15 protein-coding genes and 1 pseudogene are annotated in these 19,843 nt (G+C 46.2%); 8 read left to right on the top strand and 8 right to left on the bottom strand.

The genetic code is table 11. The features are described 5' to 3' along the window. The 5 genes from sucA to sdhC form a co-directional block, all read right to left on the bottom strand. Positions 1 to 2,808, bottom strand: coding sequence for a 2-oxoglutarate dehydrogenase E1 component (gene sucA, locus C6H66_RS05335; RefSeq protein ID WP_105395004.1), 2,808 nt, complete (start codon positions 2,806 to 2,808; stop codon positions 1 to 3). Between the two features lie 264 nt (positions 2,809 to 3,072). After that, positions 3,073 to 3,789, bottom strand: a complete 717-nt coding sequence (locus C6H66_RS05330; protein WP_036780842.1) for a succinate dehydrogenase iron-sulfur subunit — start codon at positions 3,787 to 3,789, stop codon at positions 3,073 to 3,075. Between the two features lie 36 nt (positions 3,790 to 3,825). Beyond that, entirely contained in the window at positions 3,826 to 5,592 is a 1,767-nt protein-coding gene (gene sdhA / locus C6H66_RS05325) for a succinate dehydrogenase flavoprotein subunit (RefSeq protein ID WP_105395003.1), read from the bottom strand. Continuing rightward, entirely contained in the window at positions 5,593 to 5,940 is a 348-nt protein-coding gene (sdhD, locus tag C6H66_RS05320) for a succinate dehydrogenase membrane anchor subunit (protein WP_036780845.1), read from the bottom strand. Further along, on the bottom strand, positions 5,934 to 6,323 hold the full coding sequence (gene sdhC / locus C6H66_RS05315) for a succinate dehydrogenase cytochrome b556 subunit (protein ID WP_105395002.1): 390 nt from the start codon (positions 6,321 to 6,323) through the stop codon (positions 5,934 to 5,936). The genes sdhD and sdhC overlap by 7 nt, the downstream gene beginning before the upstream one ends. Positions 6,324 to 7,190: 867 nt before the next feature. Between sdhC and C6H66_RS05310 the strand changes: the two genes are divergently transcribed. After that, positions 7,191 to 8,474, top strand: a complete 1,284-nt coding sequence (locus C6H66_RS05310) for a citrate synthase (protein ID WP_036780850.1) — start codon at positions 7,191 to 7,193, stop codon at positions 8,472 to 8,474. Between the two features lie 72 nt (positions 8,475 to 8,546). On the opposite strand, the gene C6H66_RS05305 is transcribed toward C6H66_RS05310, so the two are convergent. Then, complete coding sequence (locus C6H66_RS05305) at positions 8,547 to 9,716, bottom strand: RNA-guided endonuclease InsQ/TnpB family protein (RefSeq protein WP_105395001.1); 1,170 nt, start codon at positions 9,714 to 9,716, stop codon at positions 8,547 to 8,549. 59 nt (positions 9,717 to 9,775) lie between these two features. On the opposite strand from C6H66_RS05305, the pseudogene C6H66_RS27585 reads away from it, so the two are divergent. After that, positions 9,776 to 9,886: pseudogene (locus C6H66_RS27585) on the top strand (IS200/IS605 family transposase); the annotation flags it as partial. A 434-nt stretch (positions 9,887 to 10,320) separates the two neighbouring features. On the opposite strand, the gene C6H66_RS05300 reads toward C6H66_RS27585, so the two are convergent. Both C6H66_RS05300 and C6H66_RS05295 read right to left on the bottom strand, forming a co-directional pair. After that, the gene (locus C6H66_RS05300; RefSeq protein WP_181150150.1) at positions 10,321 to 11,064 is read right to left on the bottom strand and encodes a type 2 GTP cyclohydrolase I; all 744 of its coding nucleotides are present in this window, start codon (positions 11,062 to 11,064) and stop codon (positions 10,321 to 10,323) included. Positions 11,065 to 11,130: 66 nt separating this feature from the next. After that, positions 11,131 to 11,340 (bottom strand): YbfA family protein, encoded by a 210-nt coding sequence (locus tag C6H66_RS05295; protein WP_065390558.1) that lies wholly within the window; start codon positions 11,338 to 11,340, stop codon positions 11,131 to 11,133. Between the two features lie 402 nt (positions 11,341 to 11,742). Between C6H66_RS05295 and C6H66_RS05290 the strand changes: the two genes are divergently transcribed. The 6 genes from C6H66_RS05290 to kdpD all read left to right on the top strand — a co-directional run bounded on the left by C6H66_RS05290 (position 11,743) and on the right by kdpD (position 19,825). After that, complete coding sequence (locus C6H66_RS05290) at positions 11,743 to 12,126, top strand: hypothetical protein (RefSeq protein WP_105394999.1); 384 nt, start codon at positions 11,743 to 11,745, stop codon at positions 12,124 to 12,126. 520 nt (positions 12,127 to 12,646) lie between these two features. Beyond that, positions 12,647 to 12,736 carry a K(+)-transporting ATPase subunit F gene (gene kdpF / locus C6H66_RS05285; protein ID WP_105394998.1) on the top strand — a complete coding sequence of 30 codons (90 nt, stop codon included), beginning with the start codon at positions 12,647 to 12,649 and terminating at the stop codon, positions 12,734 to 12,736. Further along, on the top strand, positions 12,737 to 14,443 hold the full coding sequence (kdpA, locus tag C6H66_RS05280; RefSeq protein ID WP_105394997.1) for a potassium-transporting ATPase subunit KdpA: 1,707 nt from the start codon (positions 12,737 to 12,739) through the stop codon (positions 14,441 to 14,443). Between the two features lie 20 nt (positions 14,444 to 14,463). Continuing rightward, positions 14,464 to 16,530: a potassium-transporting ATPase subunit KdpB gene (kdpB, locus tag C6H66_RS05275; protein ID WP_105394996.1), complete on the top strand. Its 2,067-nt coding sequence runs from the start codon at positions 14,464 to 14,466 to the stop codon at positions 16,528 to 16,530. Between the two features lie 11 nt (positions 16,531 to 16,541). Beyond that, positions 16,542 to 17,123, top strand: coding sequence for a potassium-transporting ATPase subunit KdpC (kdpC, locus tag C6H66_RS05270; protein WP_105394995.1), 582 nt, complete (start codon positions 16,542 to 16,544; stop codon positions 17,121 to 17,123). Between the two features lie 8 nt (positions 17,124 to 17,131). Beyond that, on the top strand, positions 17,132 to 19,825 hold the full coding sequence (kdpD, locus tag C6H66_RS05265) for a two-component system sensor histidine kinase KdpD (RefSeq protein ID WP_105394994.1): 2,694 nt from the start codon (positions 17,132 to 17,134) through the stop codon (positions 19,823 to 19,825). Positions 19,826 to 19,843: the final 18 nt, after the last annotated feature.

Here is a 19,843-nt window from a genome sequence, read left to right as displayed (position 1 = left end):
TTATTCAACGTTCAGTGCGTCATTAACCAGCTCTTGTTGTTGTTGCTGGTGAACTGACATATATCCAACTGCCGGGGAAGCAGACGCGGGACGACCCGCATAACGTAAAGAAGCCCCGAACGGGATCACTTCACGGAAGTTGTGCTGACTACAATACCAGGCCCCCTGATTTAATGGCTCTTCCTGGCACCAGACAAAATCATGTACATGAGCATACTGTTCCAGTGTTGACTGAACATCCTGATGAGGGAATGGATATAGTTGCTCAATACGCACGATAGCGACATCAGTTTGTTCATTTTTACGACGTTGTTCCAACAGGTCGTAGTAGACTTTACCTGAACAGAGTACAACGCGTTTAACGCCTTTCGGATCAAGGGCGTCAGTTTCACCAATCACTGTCTGGAATTTACCGTTAGCCAGTTCATCCAAACCAGAAACAGCTAATGGATGGCGCAACAGTGATTTTGGCGACATCACGATCAACGGACGGCGCATACCGCGCAAAGCCTGACGGCGAAGCATATGGTAGACCTGAGCTGGCGTTGATGGTACGCAAACCTGCATATTCTGTTCTGCGCACAGTTGCAGATAACGCTCCAAACGGGCGGAAGAGTGTTCAGGCCCCTGCCCTTCATAACCATGAGGCAGCAGCATAACCAAGCCGCACATACGGCCCCATTTCTGCTCGCCAGAGCTGATAAATTGGTCAATAACAACCTGTGCGCCGTTGGCAAAATCACCAAACTGAGCTTCCCAGATTGTCAGAGCACGAGGTTCTGTTGTCGCATAGCCATACTCAAATGCTAACACCGCTTCTTCGGACAGGACAGAATCCCAAACATTGAATGCTCCCTGACCATTATGAACGTTCGCCAAAGGAACATAAACGGAGCCGTTAGCCTGATTATGGATAACAGCATGACGATGGAAGAAGGTGCCACGACCGGCATCTTCACCAGACAAACGCACCGGAACCCCTTCATCCACTAAAGTTGCATAGGCCAATGTTTCTGCGGCACCCCAATCGAACAATTTATCGCCGTTTGCCATCTCTGCACGGTCATTATAAATTTTCGCTACACGCGAGTGCATTGTCACTTGTTCCGGGACAGAACTGATGCGTCTACCGAGATCCTGCAAACGTTTAACATCAACTTTATGTAGGTATTCTTCATCCCATTCGTGATTAAGATAAGGCTCCCAAGTAAATGAGTGCAGCCCCATTGAACGCCACTCATCAACGACACAATCACCACGGTCGAGGGCATCACGATACAGGTTAACTATCTCGGTCACATCATCGACTGATATCAAGTTCTCAGCCACCAGCTTGTCACCATAGATTTTACGTGGCGTTGGGTGTTTCTTAATTTTCTGATACATCATTGGCTGAGTTGCACTTGGCTCATCAGCTTCGTTGTGACCATGACGGCGGTAGCAAACCAAATCGATCATCACATCACATTTGAAGGTATTACGGAAATCCAGTGCTAGACGGGTAACAAATGCCACCGCTTCTGGATCGTCTGCATTAACGTGGAAAATCGGTGCCTGTACCATTTTGATAATATCGGTACAGTATTGTGTTGAACGGGCATCTTTCGGGTTAGACGTTGTGAAACCGATCTGGTTATTGATGATGATACGAATTGTACCACCCACTTCATAACCGCGAGCTTGAGACATGTTCAGAGTTTCCTGCACCACTCCTTGGCCGGTAACAGCAGCATCACCGTGGATAGTGATTGGCAATACCATATTACTGCGACCTTCATCCAGACGGTCACGGCGGGCACGTACTGAACCAATAACGACAGGGCTGACAATCTCAAGGTGAGATGGGTTAAATGCTAATGCCAAATGAACCTTAGCCCCCTCAGTGGCAAAATCAGACGAGAAACCTTGATGATATTTCACGTCACCGGTACCGAGATGCTCTTTATGCTTACCCGAAAACTCATCAAACAAATCAGCCGGTTTTTTACCTAAGATATTAACCAAGACGTTGAGGCGACCACGGTGAGCCATTCCCAGCACAACTTCTCGTGTGTCATGTTTACCCGCATGACGGATAAGATCCTTCAACATTGGGATCAGCGCATCACCACCTTCAAGAGAGAAACGTTTCGCTCCCGGAAACTTAGCTCCCAGATAACGTTCCAAACCCTCCGCCGCCGTCAGTTCCGCCAGAAAACGCCGCTTTTCTTCTACACTAAACTGAGAACTGACAGTAACAGATTCCAGACGCTGCTGAATCCAACGTTTTTCTTCCGTATTGGTGATGTGCATGTATTCAGCGCCAATAGAACCGCAATAAGTGCGTTTCAGCGCTTCATACAAATCAGCCAATTTCATCGTCTCTTTGCCGACTGCAAAAGAACCTACGTTAAATGTTTCTTCAAAATCAGCTTCCGTCAGATTATGGAAAGCAGGATCTAAATCTGGAACACTATCCTGTTTCCATAATCCCAACGGGTCAAGGTTCGCATTTTGATGACCGCGGAAGCGGAATGCGTTGATGAGCTGCAAAACTTTAACTTGTTTTGCATCCATTGCTGGATCGCTGACAGAGGAATGATAACGCGTAGTATCCTTCGCAAGACGGCGGAAGTAATCACGCGTCTGCGAGTGGAGTTGTTCACCGTTGAGTCCCGCATTCGGCAATTGTTGGAAAATCTCTCTCCAACTTGCATCAACGGAGTTTGGATCGGTTATATAGTCTTCATAGATCTGCTCTATGTAAGACTGGTTTGAACCAGCCAGGAAGCTTGAATCCAGCCAGTCCTTCATTGCGCCGTTCTGCATTGTGATCCCTTAAGCTTTAAAAGCTTTAGTTTTCGCCGTGGTTAACTATTACCGTTTAAATACGGTATCGATAAAAGGTTCATTTGGACGTGCTTTATGCATGTTCTCTTTTGGGTTTCGGAACCCTTCAAGGAACCTTTAAAAAACGCCCAACCGTTTTTAAAGGTTCCTCTCCTCAAGCTTTTGTCATCATTAGCAGTTGGCAACTCATACTCTTCAATTCTTTGTGCCCCCCACAAAAAAATTTCGCGGAGGGCGGACCTATTATGCACTATGTTTCAGTAACATAGACTTAATATGGCCAATAGCTTTTGTTGGATTCAACCCCTTAGGGCACACACTGACACAATTCATGATGCTATGGCAACGGAAAACACTAAAAGCATCATTCAGCTTGTCTAATCGTGAAGCCGTTTCAGTATCACGGCTGTCAATCAGGAAGCGATATGCGGCCAGTAAACCCGCAGGCCCGATAAATTTATCAGGGTTCCACCAGAATGACGGACAGGAAGTTGAACAACATGCACACAGGATACATTCGTACAGACCATCGAGTTTTTCCCTTTGTGCCGGTGATTGTAAATGTTCACGCGCCGGTGGATTTTTACCGTCATTCAGCAAATATGGGCGAATCTTCTCATATTGCGCATAGAATTGCCCCATATCTACAACCAGGTCACGGATAACCGGCAAACCTGGCAACGGACGGATAACAATTTTCTTGCTGCCACGCCGCAAAGCCGAAACAGGCGTAATACAGGCTAGGCCATTTTTACCATTCATGTTGAGGCCATCAGAACCACAAACACCTTCACGGCAAGAACGGCGGAAAGAGAGTGTTGGGTCCTGTTCTTTAAGCTGGATTAACGCATCCAGCAACATCATGTCACGCCCTTCTTCTGCTTCCAGCGTGTAATCCTGCATACGAGGAGCGCTGTCAACATCCGGGTTGTAACGATAAATCGAAAATTCAAGTTTCATAATCTATTCCTCCGCAACTGGATTATCAGCAACTCATTAGTAAGTACGCGCTTTCGGCGGGAATGCTTCACGCAGTTTTGGCTGCATGTTGACATTACGACGAGTCATGGTTTCAGTTTGCGGTAGATAGAGGGTATGGCATAGCCAGTTCGCATCATCACGATCCGGATAATCGAAACGGCTGTGAGCACCGCGGCTTTCAGTACGGAAGTTAGCAGCAATCGCCGTAGAAAATGCCGTTTCCATCAGGTTATCAAGCTCCAGACACTCAATTCTCTGAGTATTGAACTCTGAGGAAGTATCATCCAAGCGCGCATTTTTCAGGCGTTCACGGATAACTTTAAGTTCTTCCAGCCCTTTCGCCATTGCATCGCCTTCACGGAATACCGAGAAGTTATTCTGCATACACGCTTGCAAATCTTTACGAATTTTAACCGGGTCTTCACCAGTACGGGTGCTATTCCAACGGTTCAGACGTTGCAGGGACACTTCGATGTCAGATTCGCTAGCTTCGCGGCTAGTGCCTTGCTCCATCAGCGATTCTTTCAGGTGCAAACCGGCAGAACGGCCAAACACCACCAAATCCAACAGAGAGTTCCCCCCCAGACGGTTTGCGCCATGAACAGATACACAGGCAATTTCACCGACAGCAAACAGGCCCGGAATAACGACATCTTCACCTTTTTCATTAACCATCAGTGCCTGACCGGTAACTTTAGTTGGGATGCCTCCCATCATATAGTGGCAAGTCGGAATAACCGGGATCGGTTCTTTTACCGGATCAACGTGGGCGAAAGTACGGGATAATTCAAGAATACCCGGCAGACGAGATTCCAACACCTCTTTACCCAAATGATCCAGTTTCAGCTTAGCATGAGGCCCCCAAGGACCATCACAGCCACGGCCTTCGCGGATTTCGATCATGATGGAACGCGCCACGACATCACGACCAGCCAAATCTTTAGCATTTGGTGCATAACGCTCCATAAAGCGCTCGCCATCTTTATTCAACAAATAACCACCTTCACCGCGGCAGCCTTCCGTCACCAGAACACCCGCCCCGGCGATACCGGTTGGGTGGAATTGCCACATTTCCATATCCTGTACAGGTACACCCGCACGCAGCGCCATACCTACACCATCACCGGTGTTAATGTGAGCGTTAGTTGTTGATTGATAAATACGACCGGCGCCACCCGTTGCCAGAATAGTTGCCTTCGCTTTGAAATAAACCACTTCACCGGTTTCAATACAGATAGCCGTGCAACCAACAATGCTGCCATCCTGATTTTTAACCAGATCCAACGAATACCATTCAGAAAAAATAGTGGTGTGATTTTTTAAGTTTTGCTGATACAGCGTATGCAACAGGGCATGACCGGTACGGTCTGCCGCCGCGGCTGTACGTGCCGCCTGCTCACCACCAAAGTTTTTTGACTGGCCGCCGAATGGACGTTGATAAATGCGACCGTCATCCAAACGCGAAAATGGCAACCCCATGTGCTCCAGCTCCAGAATCGCCTCCGGCCCGGTCTTACACATGTACTCAATCGCATCCTGGTCACCGATATAGTCGGAGCCTTTCACCGTGTCATACATGTGCCATTCCCAGTTATCATCATGGGAGTTACCCAACGCAACGGTGATCCCCCCCTGCGCGGATACAGTATGAGAACGGGTTGGGAATACTTTGGAAATCAAAGCACAGGATAATCCCATTTGTGAAATTTGTAGCGCAGCGCGCATGCCAGCGCCACCTGCACCAATAACGACTGCATCAAACTCTCTTACTGGCAGTTTCATCTATACACCCCACACCACAATTGTTCCATAAATCAAGTAAGCCATCAGCGCAACGATAATCGCCAATTGCAGCATTAAACGCAGTGCCAGCGGCTTTACATAGTCAGTTAGTACTTGCCACATACCAATCCAAGCGTGAGCCAGAATGGAAAACAGGGCCAGCACAGTGAAGACTTTAGTGATGGATGAGGCGAAGAAACCCCGCCAGACTTCATAAGTGATATCCGACGTTGTAACGACAAAGCCCAGCATATAAAGAACATATAAAACAATAATCATTGCGGACGCGCGCAATAATAGCCAATCATGGATACCCGTGCGACCCAATGCAGATGCGTTACTTACCATACCAGTACTCCAGCCAGAATCGACAGAATAATAGCAATCCCGATCGCCACTTTGGCAGAGAGACTACCGACCGCTAAGTTTTCTTCCAAGTAGCCGAAATCCATCAGCATATGACGGATACCACCACAGATATGGTAAGCCAGTGCGGTCAGAATGCCCCACACAATAAACTTGGCGAAAAATCCCGTCATAATATCGGCGGCTTGCTGAAACCCTTCTTGCGAGGAGAGAGACATTCCTAACAACCAGAGGAGAATTCCTACTGCTACGAAAGTAATGACGCCAGAGACACGGTGCAAGATCGAGGCTATTGCAGAGACTGGAAAGTGTATCGTCTGCAAATCAAGGTTGACAGGTCTTTGTTTTTTCACAATTTTGCCCACACAGCTCTTTTATTATTTTCCTTCCTCCGGACCTGGGCGGAAATCAGACAGCGATAAGAGGATACAAAGACACAACATTTAACCAAACGATAAATCCTTCATGTTAAAGAGTGTTGTGATTTAGTTACGCTGGGTGCTCCTACAGCAGGGTAATCCGGAGACCTGGCGGCAGTATATGTGCTTCACATTATTATTACAATTCCAACACAATATGATTAGCTACATTTCCACTGAACAGTGATTAAGATCACGATTCAAACATATTGCACAAAATTAATTATCTTGTTTGACAAACTTTAAACATTTATCTTACATATATGGTTGAAAACACTTTTGAGATTGATTTTTGGTAAGAGGAAAGACCTCAAGAAAAGCTAAAGTTATGTAACTGTGTAGTCCGCACGAATCATAATCATTTTTGTAGTCAATGCATAAAACATAACTCTCAAAAATTCGCTAACAACCTGAAAACCATTGTCGTCCGGGGTGAAATTTCAGCCTTAAATGTGATATTGGCCTGATTTCAGCTTTTCCCCGGTAGTACAGTGTCAGGGGACACAGTATAAGAACCTATTCCACCAGGCATTATGAGTGTAGGCCATCTTGTCAATAAATTGGGAACACAGATTGCACCGCAACCGGAGTATGCGCACAGTCTGTAAGAGGCGATTCACTCATAAATCGCTCACCGGCGCGGGCCACACCAAAGTGCATTCAAAAGTGATCGCTTTTGTCAGAGCACCGTCCAAGCCCGTTCTTGATGACAAAGAATGGCCGATAAAATAGCCTGATAAGATAGACTCTATATGGTGTCTTTCCGCCGTGGTTGTTAAGAGTTATAAAAATGAAAGCGCTAAGGAGACTGTAATGGCAGATAACAAAGCAACTCTAACCCCAGACGGTTCAGTTGCTATTGAATTGGACGTGCTAACACCGACCCTTGGGTCTAAAGTCATCGACGTTCGTACTCTCGGCTCCCAAGGTTTCTATACCTACGACCCTGGTTTTACTTCTACAGCATCTTGCGAATCCAAGATCACCTACATTGATGGTAACGAAGGTGTATTGCTGCACCGTGGTTTCCCTATCGATCAGCTAGCGACAAAATCTACTTATTTGGAAGTCTGCTATATCCTGCTGTATGGTGAGACACCAACACAAGAACAGTTTGATAAATTCAAAAAAACTATTACCCGTCACACTATGATCCATGAACAGATCCATCGCCTGTTCAACGGCTTCCGCCGTGATTCGCACCCGATGGCGGTGCTGTGTGGTGTTACCGGCGCTCTGGCTGCTTTCTATCATGATGCTCTGGATGTGAACAATCCACGTCACCGAGACATTACCGCCTACCGTCTGCTGTCAAAAATGCCGACAGTGGCCGCCATGTGCTACAAATATTCTATTGGTCAGCCATTTGTTTATCCACGCAATGACCTCTCCTACGCAGGCAATTTCCTGCACATGATGTTCGCTACACCATGTGAAGAATATAAAGTGAACCCAGTGCTGGAACGCGCTATGGATCGCATTTTAATCCTGCATGCGGACCATGAACAAAACGCGTCTACCTCAACAGTACGTACCGCAGGCTCTTCCGGCGCCAACCCATTCGCCTGTATTGCCGCAGGTATCGCTTCTCTCTGGGGACCGGCTCATGGCGGTGCAAACGAAGCTTGTCTGCGTATGCTGGAAGAAATCCAGTCAGTTGAACATATTCCTGAATTTATTAACCGGGCCAAAGATAAGAATGATGCTTTCCGTCTGATGGGATTTGGTCATCGTGTTTACAAAAACTATGATCCTCGCGCAACCGTCATGCGTGAAACCTGCCATGAAGTGCTAGATGAACTCGGCCTGAATGACAGCCTGCTGGAAGTTGCTATGGAGCTTGAACGTATTGCTCTACACGACCCCTATTTTATTGAGAAGAAACTGTATCCCAACGTGGATTTCTACTCAGGCATTATCCTGAAAGCAATGGGGATTCCATCCACCATGTTCACTGTTATTTTCGCCATTGCCCGTACTATCGGCTGGATCGCTCACTGGAATGAAATGCATGATGATGGCGTGAAAATTGCTCGCCCACGTCAACTCTATACCGGCTACACAAAACGTGATTTCAAAAGCCAGCTTGAAAAATAATAATAAAATCCGATTACGATAAGGGCCAAGCTGTGACTGCTCCACGCCGCAAACGGCGAGGCTTCCCACTTCTCAGGCCGCCACCGTCGATATAACGGATTTACGCGGGCCTCCGTGGGCAGAAACGACGAGTCCCGCCGCCTGTAATTCTGTTGTGCCCTTGCACTGGATGTTGAGCGCCGCATTGATATCGCGGTCATGTTCGACACCACAGCAAGGGCATAGCCAGATCCGCTTATGCAGCGGCATTTCCGGCACTTTGTGGCCGCAGCAATGGCAGGTTTTCGAGCTGGCGAACCACTGATCCAGTTTGACCAGATGAACGCCCGCCGCCGCGGCTTTGTATTCCAGTTTCTTGATGAAGCCATGCCAGCCAGCATCCCCGATAGCCCGAGCAAGGTGGTGATTCTTCATCATATTGGCCGATTTCAGCGTCTCGACAATGACCGCTTGGTTTTCGTCAACCATTGTCCGGGAGAGTTTGTGTTGAAAATCGGCACGGGCATTGGCTACCCGTTCGTGTACCGCGGCGACCTGTAAACGTGCCTTTCGACGGTTGGCGCTGCCTTTCTGTTTTCGGGACAGGGCTTTCTGCTTGCGACGCAGGTTACGGGCGGCGTTGATAAGGTGACGAGGGTTATTCACCTTCTCCCCGTCCGACTGGATAAGATAGTGGGATAAACCCATATCACACCCTGTCACGCAGGTGATAACGCCCGGCTTTTCCGGTACATCCCAACCATCGTCACACAGGATAGCGGCGAAATATTTTCCCGTAGCTGTTCGGGAGAGCGTAATGCTCTTCACTTGCCCTTCAATTTCTCGGTGTATGCGCGCCTTTATCGGTGACAATTTCGGGATCTTCACGGCGCCATCCAGCACTTTCACCCCAATACAGTGATAGCTGGATTGCCGGCCGTGTTTGCGTTTGAACGTGGGAAATTTGGCTTGCAACTTCGGATTGAAAAAATTATCAAACGCGGTATTCAGATTGATCACCGCCTGCTGTAACGCGATGGCGTCATATGCCTTGAGCCAGTCGTACTTGCGTGATTTCTTCGCGACCGCCAGTAGCGGTTTAAGATCTTTGCGCGGATTTAAACTCACACCGTGACGTCTATAAGCATGCTTTTTGATGTGCAGCGCCTTATTGTACGCAAAACGGACCGCACCGAACTGGCCGTTAAGATACGCGGCCTGTTCGGGTGTGGGGTAGAGGCGGACTTTGGTCGCTCTTAACATATTCAGCGCTCATTGAGAAAGTGCCTTCATTTTAGCCTGTGACAGGAATATATCAACGGGTTGTACATTTGATATTCACGACAAAATCCCGTCGAAAGCGCTTTGATGGACGGATGATACACCCGTTACGTGAGGCATTCAGTTCAGCGGTGGCAAAGCTGGGATGTGAAAGGGTTTATCGGTCTGCACACACCGTGCCAAATCTAATCATGTTGACGTTGTAATCAATTTTCAAGATACAAGGGTTTACCGCAGTTTTTGCTAGCTTAATAGCTAGGGCTTTATTTAATTGGAAAGATCGTTCGGTGAAATTTGATGCCATACCAGTACGGCTTAAGGCACTGTAAAAATTGATCTCATCACCTTCCTTGTGTATGCTCGTTATCCAAGAGTAGGTACAAGCGACTTGCTCTCTAAATTATCAAACGTAGCCTCTACTTGCGTGTGTAGCGAGATCACCCGGATCAAAATTCACAGTTCTATGAATCGGATAGAATAACGTTATTGATAAAAAAAACGTTAATTATGAAAAGCTTGTCAAAAGCTTTGAAGCCCACCAACGGTGGGCTTCGCTTATTTCAATGTCAGCATTAGAAGAACGTGATCACGCCGGGTTTGGAATATCAATAAAAGTGACATCCAGACCATAATTATCCGCCAACCACTCCCCTAAAGCCTTAATACCATAACGTTCAGTGGCATGGTGGCCCGCAGCATAAAAATGCAGCCCCATTTCACGGGCGATATGAATCGTCTGCTCTGACACTTCACCGGTAATGAAAGCATCAACACCAAATTCAGCCGCCTGTTGAATAAAACCCTGCCCACCGCCAGTGCACCAGGCAAGCGTGCGAATCTCCGCAGGTGCGTTATCGCTCACATGCAACACTTTGCGACCAAGCGCCTGTTCAATACGTGAAGCTAACTCCACCGGTGATATCGGCTGATCAAATTCCCCATGCGGTACGAATGGTTCAATCAACCCAACAACTTTCGCATTCATCAGACGGGCCAATTGCGCGTTATTTCCCAGTGATGGATGAGCATCAAGCGGCAGATGATAGCCGTATAAATTGATATCATTACCGAGTAGAGTTTTCAGACGATTACGTTTCATACCACGAATCACCGTTGGCTCATTTTTCCAAAAATAGCCATGATGAACGATAATAGCATCAGCCTGATGACGAACCGCTTCATCTAATAAAGCCTGACAAGCGGTCACACCGGTAACGACTCGCTGAATATGAGTACGCCCTTCAACTTGTAAACCATTGGGGGCGTAATCCTGAAACTCACCAACATTCAGTTCTTGGTTAATCACATTTTCCAGCTCAATATTACGCATCATATTCGTCCTGTGTATTAGTTGTATGACAGTAATATACCTTTACCTGCCGCTAATTGTCAGTTGTTAGCCGTTTCTGACAGTCATAACCTGCTCTGATTGCTTTAACCAGACAGGTTTATCGCTGGTTTTTATCCATATACGATACAAGTAACTGTAAAAACGGACGCGATCACGACGAAACAACATCACCGGCAACGCCAGGATACCAAAAGTGACAGCGCCAATACGACGTAAAAGAACCTGATACCAAGGATATTCACGATATGAAGACATATTAGTCCTCCTTAAAATGATCCCACTTTTCCGCAGAATCTTAAAAATAATCAATATGTAAGTTGTTTAAAATTTTATCGCAAAAAATGAAAATTTACCACTTATCAGACCGCTTTTAAGCCGTTATTATCGCTACATTTTCTATTTTATGTAATTTTATTACATAAAATATGATAAAAATGTAATATTACAAACATTTTATTAACAGTCAGTGAAAATGAGATTAACGATACAGGCATTTGAAAATATCCGTTTGACGCTAGCGATAAAAGCAAGGATTGCCAATATGAAGACTTTCATTGATAATCATTTTAATAAGCACAGAAAAACGATATTATTCTTTGCGCCATACTATTTTCCAGAATGATTGTGGATTAACTATGACAGATAATAGGAGGAAAGATGAAGGTATTAACTGTTATATTATTAATATTAATAATAAATGTTTCAGGTTGTGTCTCCAAAAAACACGCTTTTTCTATTGACTATAAAGCAAATGGTGAAACTTTTCATTTAACTCCATTATGTATAGAGGAAATTACCCCGAAAAAAGGGGATAATTACTATTCCATTTTCATTAAAGTAAAAAACAACTCTCATTGCAGTAAACCATTTAATCTTTTTATAAAGCAAAACGTAGGAAAAAAACTATCTGTTTTCTTCAACAATAAACCAATATTAGAAAATACCAATATCATTACACCAATGCATGTTGAAAATGGTTTCTATCAAGCAATAAATTCAAATATAAAATTTGAAGAAATAGAAAAGCATTTAATTAATTGAAAAATAATGGCTTTTTTGTGTCAAAAAGCCATTATTTAAATATTTTTCAAACAATTCACATATGGAGTATTTCTTGTCAACCCTAACAATCACATTAATACTAAACGGTGGATTCGCATAATAATTAAAATGATTTACCCTATCCTATAAAATAGCAATCAATTTAATTTACAATACGAGCCGTTATAATTAGTAAAATATGCATATTATACACAAAATTTTAATAATCCAATTACTTTATCAACATCATCAATAATATATGAATAATCAGAACATTTATATGCAGGATTATCCATTAATTTAAAATCACCTAATGTTCCTAACCATTCATTTTCTCATAAGTGTATCTTCTGCTGAAAAAGAGAATTATTTTTATAGTTCTAAACAAGATAGGTTTCTATTTAAGTCTTCTGTTATTAGTCGTTTTTACACTTTTTTTACACATCCATTCACTCTTTTATCAGCATCTTTGCATTCCCTTCCCTAATCTTTATCCATCCAAGTTTTCGGGAGATAAGCAGTGAGCATATTCTTCATTTCCGGCACGTTATTAGTAGCCCTGTTATTGGCTTATCTGATTTATGCGCTACTTCATGCGGAGGATTTTTAAATGGCCGCATCCGCTTTTTTATTGATCACCAGTTTCTTATTGATTTTGATGGTACTGGCAAAGCCACTCGGAAACGTTATCGCCAACCTGATCGACGGTAATATTCCGCGCGGGCTGACTAAAACAGAGTCAAACCTTTGGCGTTGTTGTGGCTTACAAAAACCTGGCGGCACCGTCAAAGAGATGAACTGGCGGCAATACGCATTAGCTATCATTATCTTTAATCTGACCGGACTACTGCTGCTATTCACGCTTTTAGTCACACAACACGCCCTCCCCCTTAATCCTGAACATTTCCCCGGACTCAAATGGGATCTGGCGCTGAATACAGCCGTCAGCTTTATCACCAATACCGATTGGCAGTCATACAGTGGAGAAAACACCCTCAGTTACTTTAGCCAGATGACAGGTCTAACGGTGCAGAACTTTCTTTCTGCGGCGACCGGTATTGCCGTGGCATTTGCGCTGATACGCGCATTTTCCCGTCATGGCGTCAAAACCGTAGGCAACGCCTGGGTTGATATCACGCGTATCACACTTTATCTGCTATTACCGCTGTCTATAGTTATCACGCTCGTTTTTGTCAGTCAGGGAGTGATTCAGAATTTCGAACCGTATCAATTAGCTCATACCATTGAAGGCCAACAGCAATTAATTCCGATGGGTCCTGTCGCCTCGCAAGAAGCCATCAAATTACTGGGAACCAATGGTGGTGGATTCTTTGATGCTAATTCATCACACCCCTTTGAAAATCCAACCGCTATCAGCAATTTCGTTCAGATACTCTCTATCTTCTTGATCCCTTGCGCACTCTGCTTTGCTTTTGGGCAAGTGGTTGGCGATAACCGTCAAGGGCACGCTCTATTGTGGGCAATGAGTATCATCTTTGTCATTGCCACCGTAGGAGTCATGTATGCCGAACTGAAAGGGAATCCCCATTTCAGCCTGTTAGGCGCCAACAGTAATATCAATATGGAAGGTAAAGAGAATCGCTTTGGCATCCTCGCAACCTCAATCTATGCCGTAGTCACAACCGCCGCTTCCTGTGGGGCAGTCAATGCTATGCATGACTCTTTCACTGCGCTTGGCGGCATGATCCCAATGTGGTTGATACAAATTGGCGAAGTTGTGTTTGGCGGTGTCGGTTCTGGTTTATACGGTATGTTACTGTTCGTTCTGCTGACCGTTTTTATCGCCGGTTTAATGATAGGCCGCGCCCCTGAATATCTCGGTAAAAAAATCGAAGTATTCGAGATAAAAATGGTGGCGCTGGCGATTCTGGTTACCCCGACACTGGCTCTTTTAGGTACAGCGCTTGCCATCTCCACCACCAGTGGACGTGCCGGTATTTTGAACCCTGGCGCTCATGGTTTCAGTGAAGTGCTCTATGCCCTCTCCTCCGCTGCCAACAATAATGGCAGTGCTTTCGCGGGCCTCAATGCCAACAGTATGTTCTACAATCTGTTGCTAACCATCATCCTGTTTTTAGGTCGCTTTGGCATGATCCTGCCGGTACTTGCTATTGCCGGTTCTTTGGTCGTAAAAAAACGCCAGCCTGCCAGCAACGGTACACTTCCCACCTACAGCACACTGTTTATCAGTCTATTGATTTTGACCATCATGCTAATCGGTGCCTTGACTTTTATTCCGGCTCTGATCCTTGGCCCGGTAATTGAACATTTACAAATCTGGCTAATGGCCCGATAAGAGCCAAAGAGAGGAATACCATGACCAACAAGCAACAGACATTATTCGAGCCTGCTTTGATTCGTAATGCCCTGATTGATTCAGTCAAAAAATGTCATCCGGCCGCACAGTGGCGTAACCCAGTGATGTTTGTCGTCTATCTAGGCAGTGGGTTAACCACCATTTTATGGATTGCCATGTTAGTGGGTCAATTCAAGGGAAATGCATTGTTCACCGGTAGCATCGCCTTATGGTTGTGGTTTACTGTGCTATTCGCTAACTTTGCCGAAGCACTGGCAGAAGGGAGAAGCAAAGCTCAAGCCGCCAGTCTCAAAGGAGTAAGAAAAACCAGTTGGGCAACCAAACTCACTTCATCCAATCGTCATGCAGCCAGAGAGAAAGTCCCTTCTGACAGCCTTCGTAAAGGGGATATAGTCATTATTGAAGCCGGTGAAACCATCCCTTGCGATGGTGAAGTTATCGAAGGCGGCGCTTCTGTTGACGAAAGTGCAATCACCGGAGAATCTGCCCCAGTTATCCGCGAATCTGGCGGTGATTTTTCCTCTGTGACCGGCGGCACCCATGTGCTATCTGACTGGCTGGTGGTTGAATGTTCGGTTAATCCCGGTGAAACTTTTCTTGACCGCATGATTTCAATGGTGGAAGGGGCTAAACGTCGTAAAACCCCAAACGAGATCGCACTGACTATCCTGTTGACGGCTCTGACAATCATCTTTCTATTGGTGTGTGTCACCCTGCTGCCCTTTTCAATATTCAGCGTGGAAGCTAACCAATCTGGTCAACCTATCACTGTCACGGTATTGATAGCGTTATTAGTCTGTCTTATTCCTACCACTATTGGCGGTTTACTTTCTGCAATTGGCGTCGCGGGTATGAGCCGCATGCTAGGCGCGAATGTTATCGCCACCAGCGGACGAGCCGTTGAAGCAGCAGGTGATGTGGATGTGTTGCTACTGGATAAAACCGGTACCATCACCTTGGGAAATCGCCAAGCCTCTCAGTTTCTGCCCGTGCCCGGCATAACAGAACAGCAGTTGGCGGATGCCGCCCAACTCTCTTCTTTAGCCGATGAAACACCAGAAGGCCGCAGCATTGTCATTCTGGCAAAACAGCGATTCAATCTGCGTGAACGTGATCTGCGCTCCCTGAACGCAACTTTTGTGCCGTTCTCCGCCATGACTCGAATGAGTGGCGTTAATGTGGAAAACCGCATGATCCGCAAAGGCGCTGTCGATGCGATCCGCCGCCATATCGAAGTCAATCACGGAAAATTCCCAGAAGCCGTGGAAATTTTGGTACAGACAGTGGCACGTAAAGGAGGCACCCCGCTGGTTGTCGCAGAAAATCAACAAGTACTGGGAGTTGTCGCGCTAAAAGATATCGTAAAAGGCGGTATTAAAGAGCGATTCAATGAAATGCGCCGTATGGGAATCAAGACCGTTATGATTACCGGCGATAACCGTCTGACCGCGGCGGCGATTGCCGCAGAAGCCGGAGTCGATGACTTTCTGGCGGAAGCCACCCCAGAAGCCAAACTAGCCCTGATCCGCCAATATCAATCCGAAGGCCGTCTGGTCGCCATGACCGGTGATGGCACTAATGATGCCCCGGCACTTGCTCAGGCCGATGTTGCCGTTGCTATGAATTCAGGCACTCAGGCAGCTAAAGAAGCCGGCAATATGGTGGATCTGGATTCCAACCCAACCAAACTGATTGAAGTTGTCCATATTGGTAAACAGATGTTGATGACACGTGGCTCTCTGACCACATTCAGTATCGCCAATGATATCGCAAAATATTTCGCCATTATCCCGGCGGCGTTTGCCGTCACTTATCCACAATTAAATATCTTGAATATCATGCACCTGCATTCGCCCACTTCGGCGGTTTTATCGACAGTTATCTTTAACGCACTGATTATTGTTTTCCTGATCCCATTGGCTCTCAAAGGCGTGAGCTACCGACCAATGAATGCCTTGTCGCTTTTACGTCGCAACTTGTGGATTTATGGTCTGGGTGGTCTGATAGCGCCTTTCATCGGCATCAAACTAATAGATATGTTGCTCACTTTGCTGATACTTAAATAAAGGTGATGAAAATGATTTGGTTACGTTCTTCTGTTGTGTTGTTGATATTTCTGACACTGATTACCGGCGTAGCTTATCCATTGCTGGCAACAGGTTTGTCAGAACTGATGTTCCCTTATCAAGCACAAGGCTCTATGGTAAAACAAGAGGGTCAAACCGTTGGCTCTGAACTGATTGGTCAACCCTTCACTAAAGCGACCTATTTTCAGGGACGTCCTTCTGCTACCGTAGATTATCCCTATAACGCTCTGGCCTCTGGCGGCAGCAATTTAGCGCCCTCCAACCCGATATTAGATGATGAAATCAAACGCAGAGTTAAGCAACTGCGTCAATTTAACCGCCAACCAGACATTCCTGTACCGGTTGATCTGGTCACCGCATCCAGTAGCGGGCTTGATCCTCACATTTCACCCGCCGCCGCTGACTTCCAAGCACAGAGAGTCGCTGATGCCCGCCATTTACCGGTTAAAGTAGTAAAACAATTAATCAGGGATAATATTGAGCCACCTCCATCGGAATTCCTCGGTGAGCCAGTGATTAATGTGTTAAAACTTAATCTTGCCCTTGATAATTTGCACAAGAAAAAACAGTAAGGTTGAACATGGATCAACACGAACCACAGCGCCCTAACCCGGATGAATTACTGACACTGGTTAACGAGAAACAGCGCGGTAAATTAAAAATATTTTTCGGGGCCTGCGCTGGCGTGGGAAAAACCTACGCCATGTTGCAGGAAGCGCAAAGATTGCGTTCTCAGGGGCTGGATGTGGTTATCGGCGTAGTCGAAACCCATGAGCGGCAAGGAACTGCCGCTTTACTTAATGGTCTGCCACAACTGCCACTTAAACAGATCCACTACCGACGGCGCAGAACCACCGCCTTTGATCTTGATGCCGCCATTGCCCGTCACCCGGCCATCATTTTGATGGATGAGTTGGCATTCAGTAATCCCCACACCAGCCGCCATCCCAAACGCTGGCAGGACGTTGAAGAGTTGCTTGAGGCTGGCATAGATGTCCTGACGACCATCAATGTTCAGCATCTGGAAAGCCTCAATGATGTTGTGGGTGATATTACCGGTATCCGGGTCAGGGAAACTATCCCGGATCACATCTTTGATCAGGCGAATGAAATTGTCTTAGTTGATCTGCCTCCAGATGATCTGCGCCAGCGGCTCCATGAAGGTAAGGTATATATTCCTAGCCAAGCAGAACGTGCCATCGAAAATTTTTTTCGCAAAGGTAATTTGATTGCATTGCGGGAGCTCGCTTTACGCCGGACGGCTGATCGCGTTGATGATCAAATGCGTGCTTTCCGCGACACACAAGGGCCTGAACCGGTCTGGCATACCCGTGATAATCTTCTACTATGCATTGGTAATAGCTCAGGTAATGAGAAACTCATCCGCACCGCCGCTCGCCTTGCGGCCCGATTAGGCTGTATCTGGCACGCCATCTATGTTGAAACCCCAAAGCTGTACCAATTACCCGAAGGTAAACGGCGTACTATTTTAAAAGCACTCAGATTAGCGCATGAATTGGGTGCTGAAACCGCGACACTTTCCGATTCAAACAAAGAAAAAGCGGTATTACGTTATGCCAGAGAACATAACCTCGGCAAAATTCTGATAGGCCGTCGCTGTACCTCCAAACAGAAGCTATTTGGCTGGCAATGGCGTCCAGGTTTTGCTGACCGACTGGGAAAACTAGGGCCAGATTTGGATCTGGTCATTGTCGCATTAGAAGAACGCAGCCAATGGGATAAAGAGCATGACAACCGCCCTGTGAGTGAAAAATGGCGAGTACAGATTCAGGGCTGCTTAATCGCTATTGCGCTCTGTACACTTATCACCCTGTTCTCCCGAACATTCTTGCTGACCCTTGATAAAGCCAATCTTGTCACACTTTATCTGCTTGGCGTCGTCATTATTGCGCTATTTTACGGACACCGACCCTCAATCTTCGCCGCTTTTATTAATGTTATTAGTTTCGATATCTTCTTTGTACAGCCTCATTGGTCTCTTGCTGTTACCGATATGCAATACCTGCTGACTTTTAGTGTCATGCTGATAGTGGGCGTCGTCGTTGGAAACCTCACAGCGGGAATGAGATATCAGGCGCGAATTGCCCGTTACCGCGAACAACGAACCCGCAATCTCTATGAAATGACCCGTGAACTGAGCCGAGCGCTGAATGAAGAAGATATTGCCCGCACCAGCTACCATTTTCTTACCAATAGTTTTCAGGCTAAAACCGGCCTCTTTTTACCCAACGACGATGGCAACTTATATCAATTGACGACAAATAATGGCGGTCATATGCTGATTGATGATGCCATTGCAAAATGGAGCTTTGATAAAAATCTGCCGGCCGGAGCGGGAACCGATACGCTACCTAGCGTACCTTACCAACTACAGCCTATTGCTACACCTTCTCAGACACTGGCTGTATTGGCTATTGAGCCATCTTATTTGCGCCAGTTACTGATCCCTGAACAACAGCGATTACTGCAAACATTTACCGGCCTCATCGCCAATGCCTTGGAAAGATTGCAACTCTCACGCCGGGCAGAATCCTCGAAGCTGGATACAGAGCGGGAACAGTTACGTAACTCGCTTCTGGCGGCCCTGTCTCACGATTTACGCACGCCGCTGACAGTCCTGTTCGGACAAGCGGAAATCCTGATGTTAGATTTATCTGCCGAAGGCTCTCCACATACCAAACAGGTGAATCAGATCCGCCAACAAATTCTCAGCACTTCCCGTCTGGTTAATAACTTACTGGACATGGCGCGTATCCAATCGGGAGGAATTCAGCTCAATCTGGAATGGCAATCGCTGGAAGAGATCGTCGGCAGTACCTTACGTTCTCTGGAATATGCGCTCAACCGTCACCCAGTCGCGGTTTCCCTGCCATCCGATTTGCTGTTGCATTGTGATGCCAGTTTACTGGAGCGGGTATTTATCAACCTGTTGGAAAACGCAATCAAATATACCGATGATCAAACACCACTGGGCATCAAAGCGACAACAGAAAAAAACCAGATTCATATTGAAGTTTGGGATGCGGGTAAAGGCATTCCCCCGGAACAAGAACAGTTAATTTTCGATAAATTCTCCCGCGCTCGTAAAGAGTCCGCCATTCCCGGAGTGGGCCTTGGATTGGCAATTTGCCGGGCAATTATTGAAATCCACCAAGGAAAGATTTGGGCGACCAATAACGAAAAAGGTGGAGCAAGTTTTCACTTTGTTTTACCGTTAGAGAAGCCACCTGAAATTATCACTGAGGAGATGTAATTATTACCAGTAATAACA

This window comes from Photorhabdus hindustanensis, assembly GCF_002968995.1.
GTDB lineage: Bacteria > Pseudomonadota > Gammaproteobacteria > Enterobacterales > Enterobacteriaceae > Photorhabdus > Photorhabdus akhurstii.
This window is presented reverse-complemented; position numbering and strand designations above follow the sequence as displayed.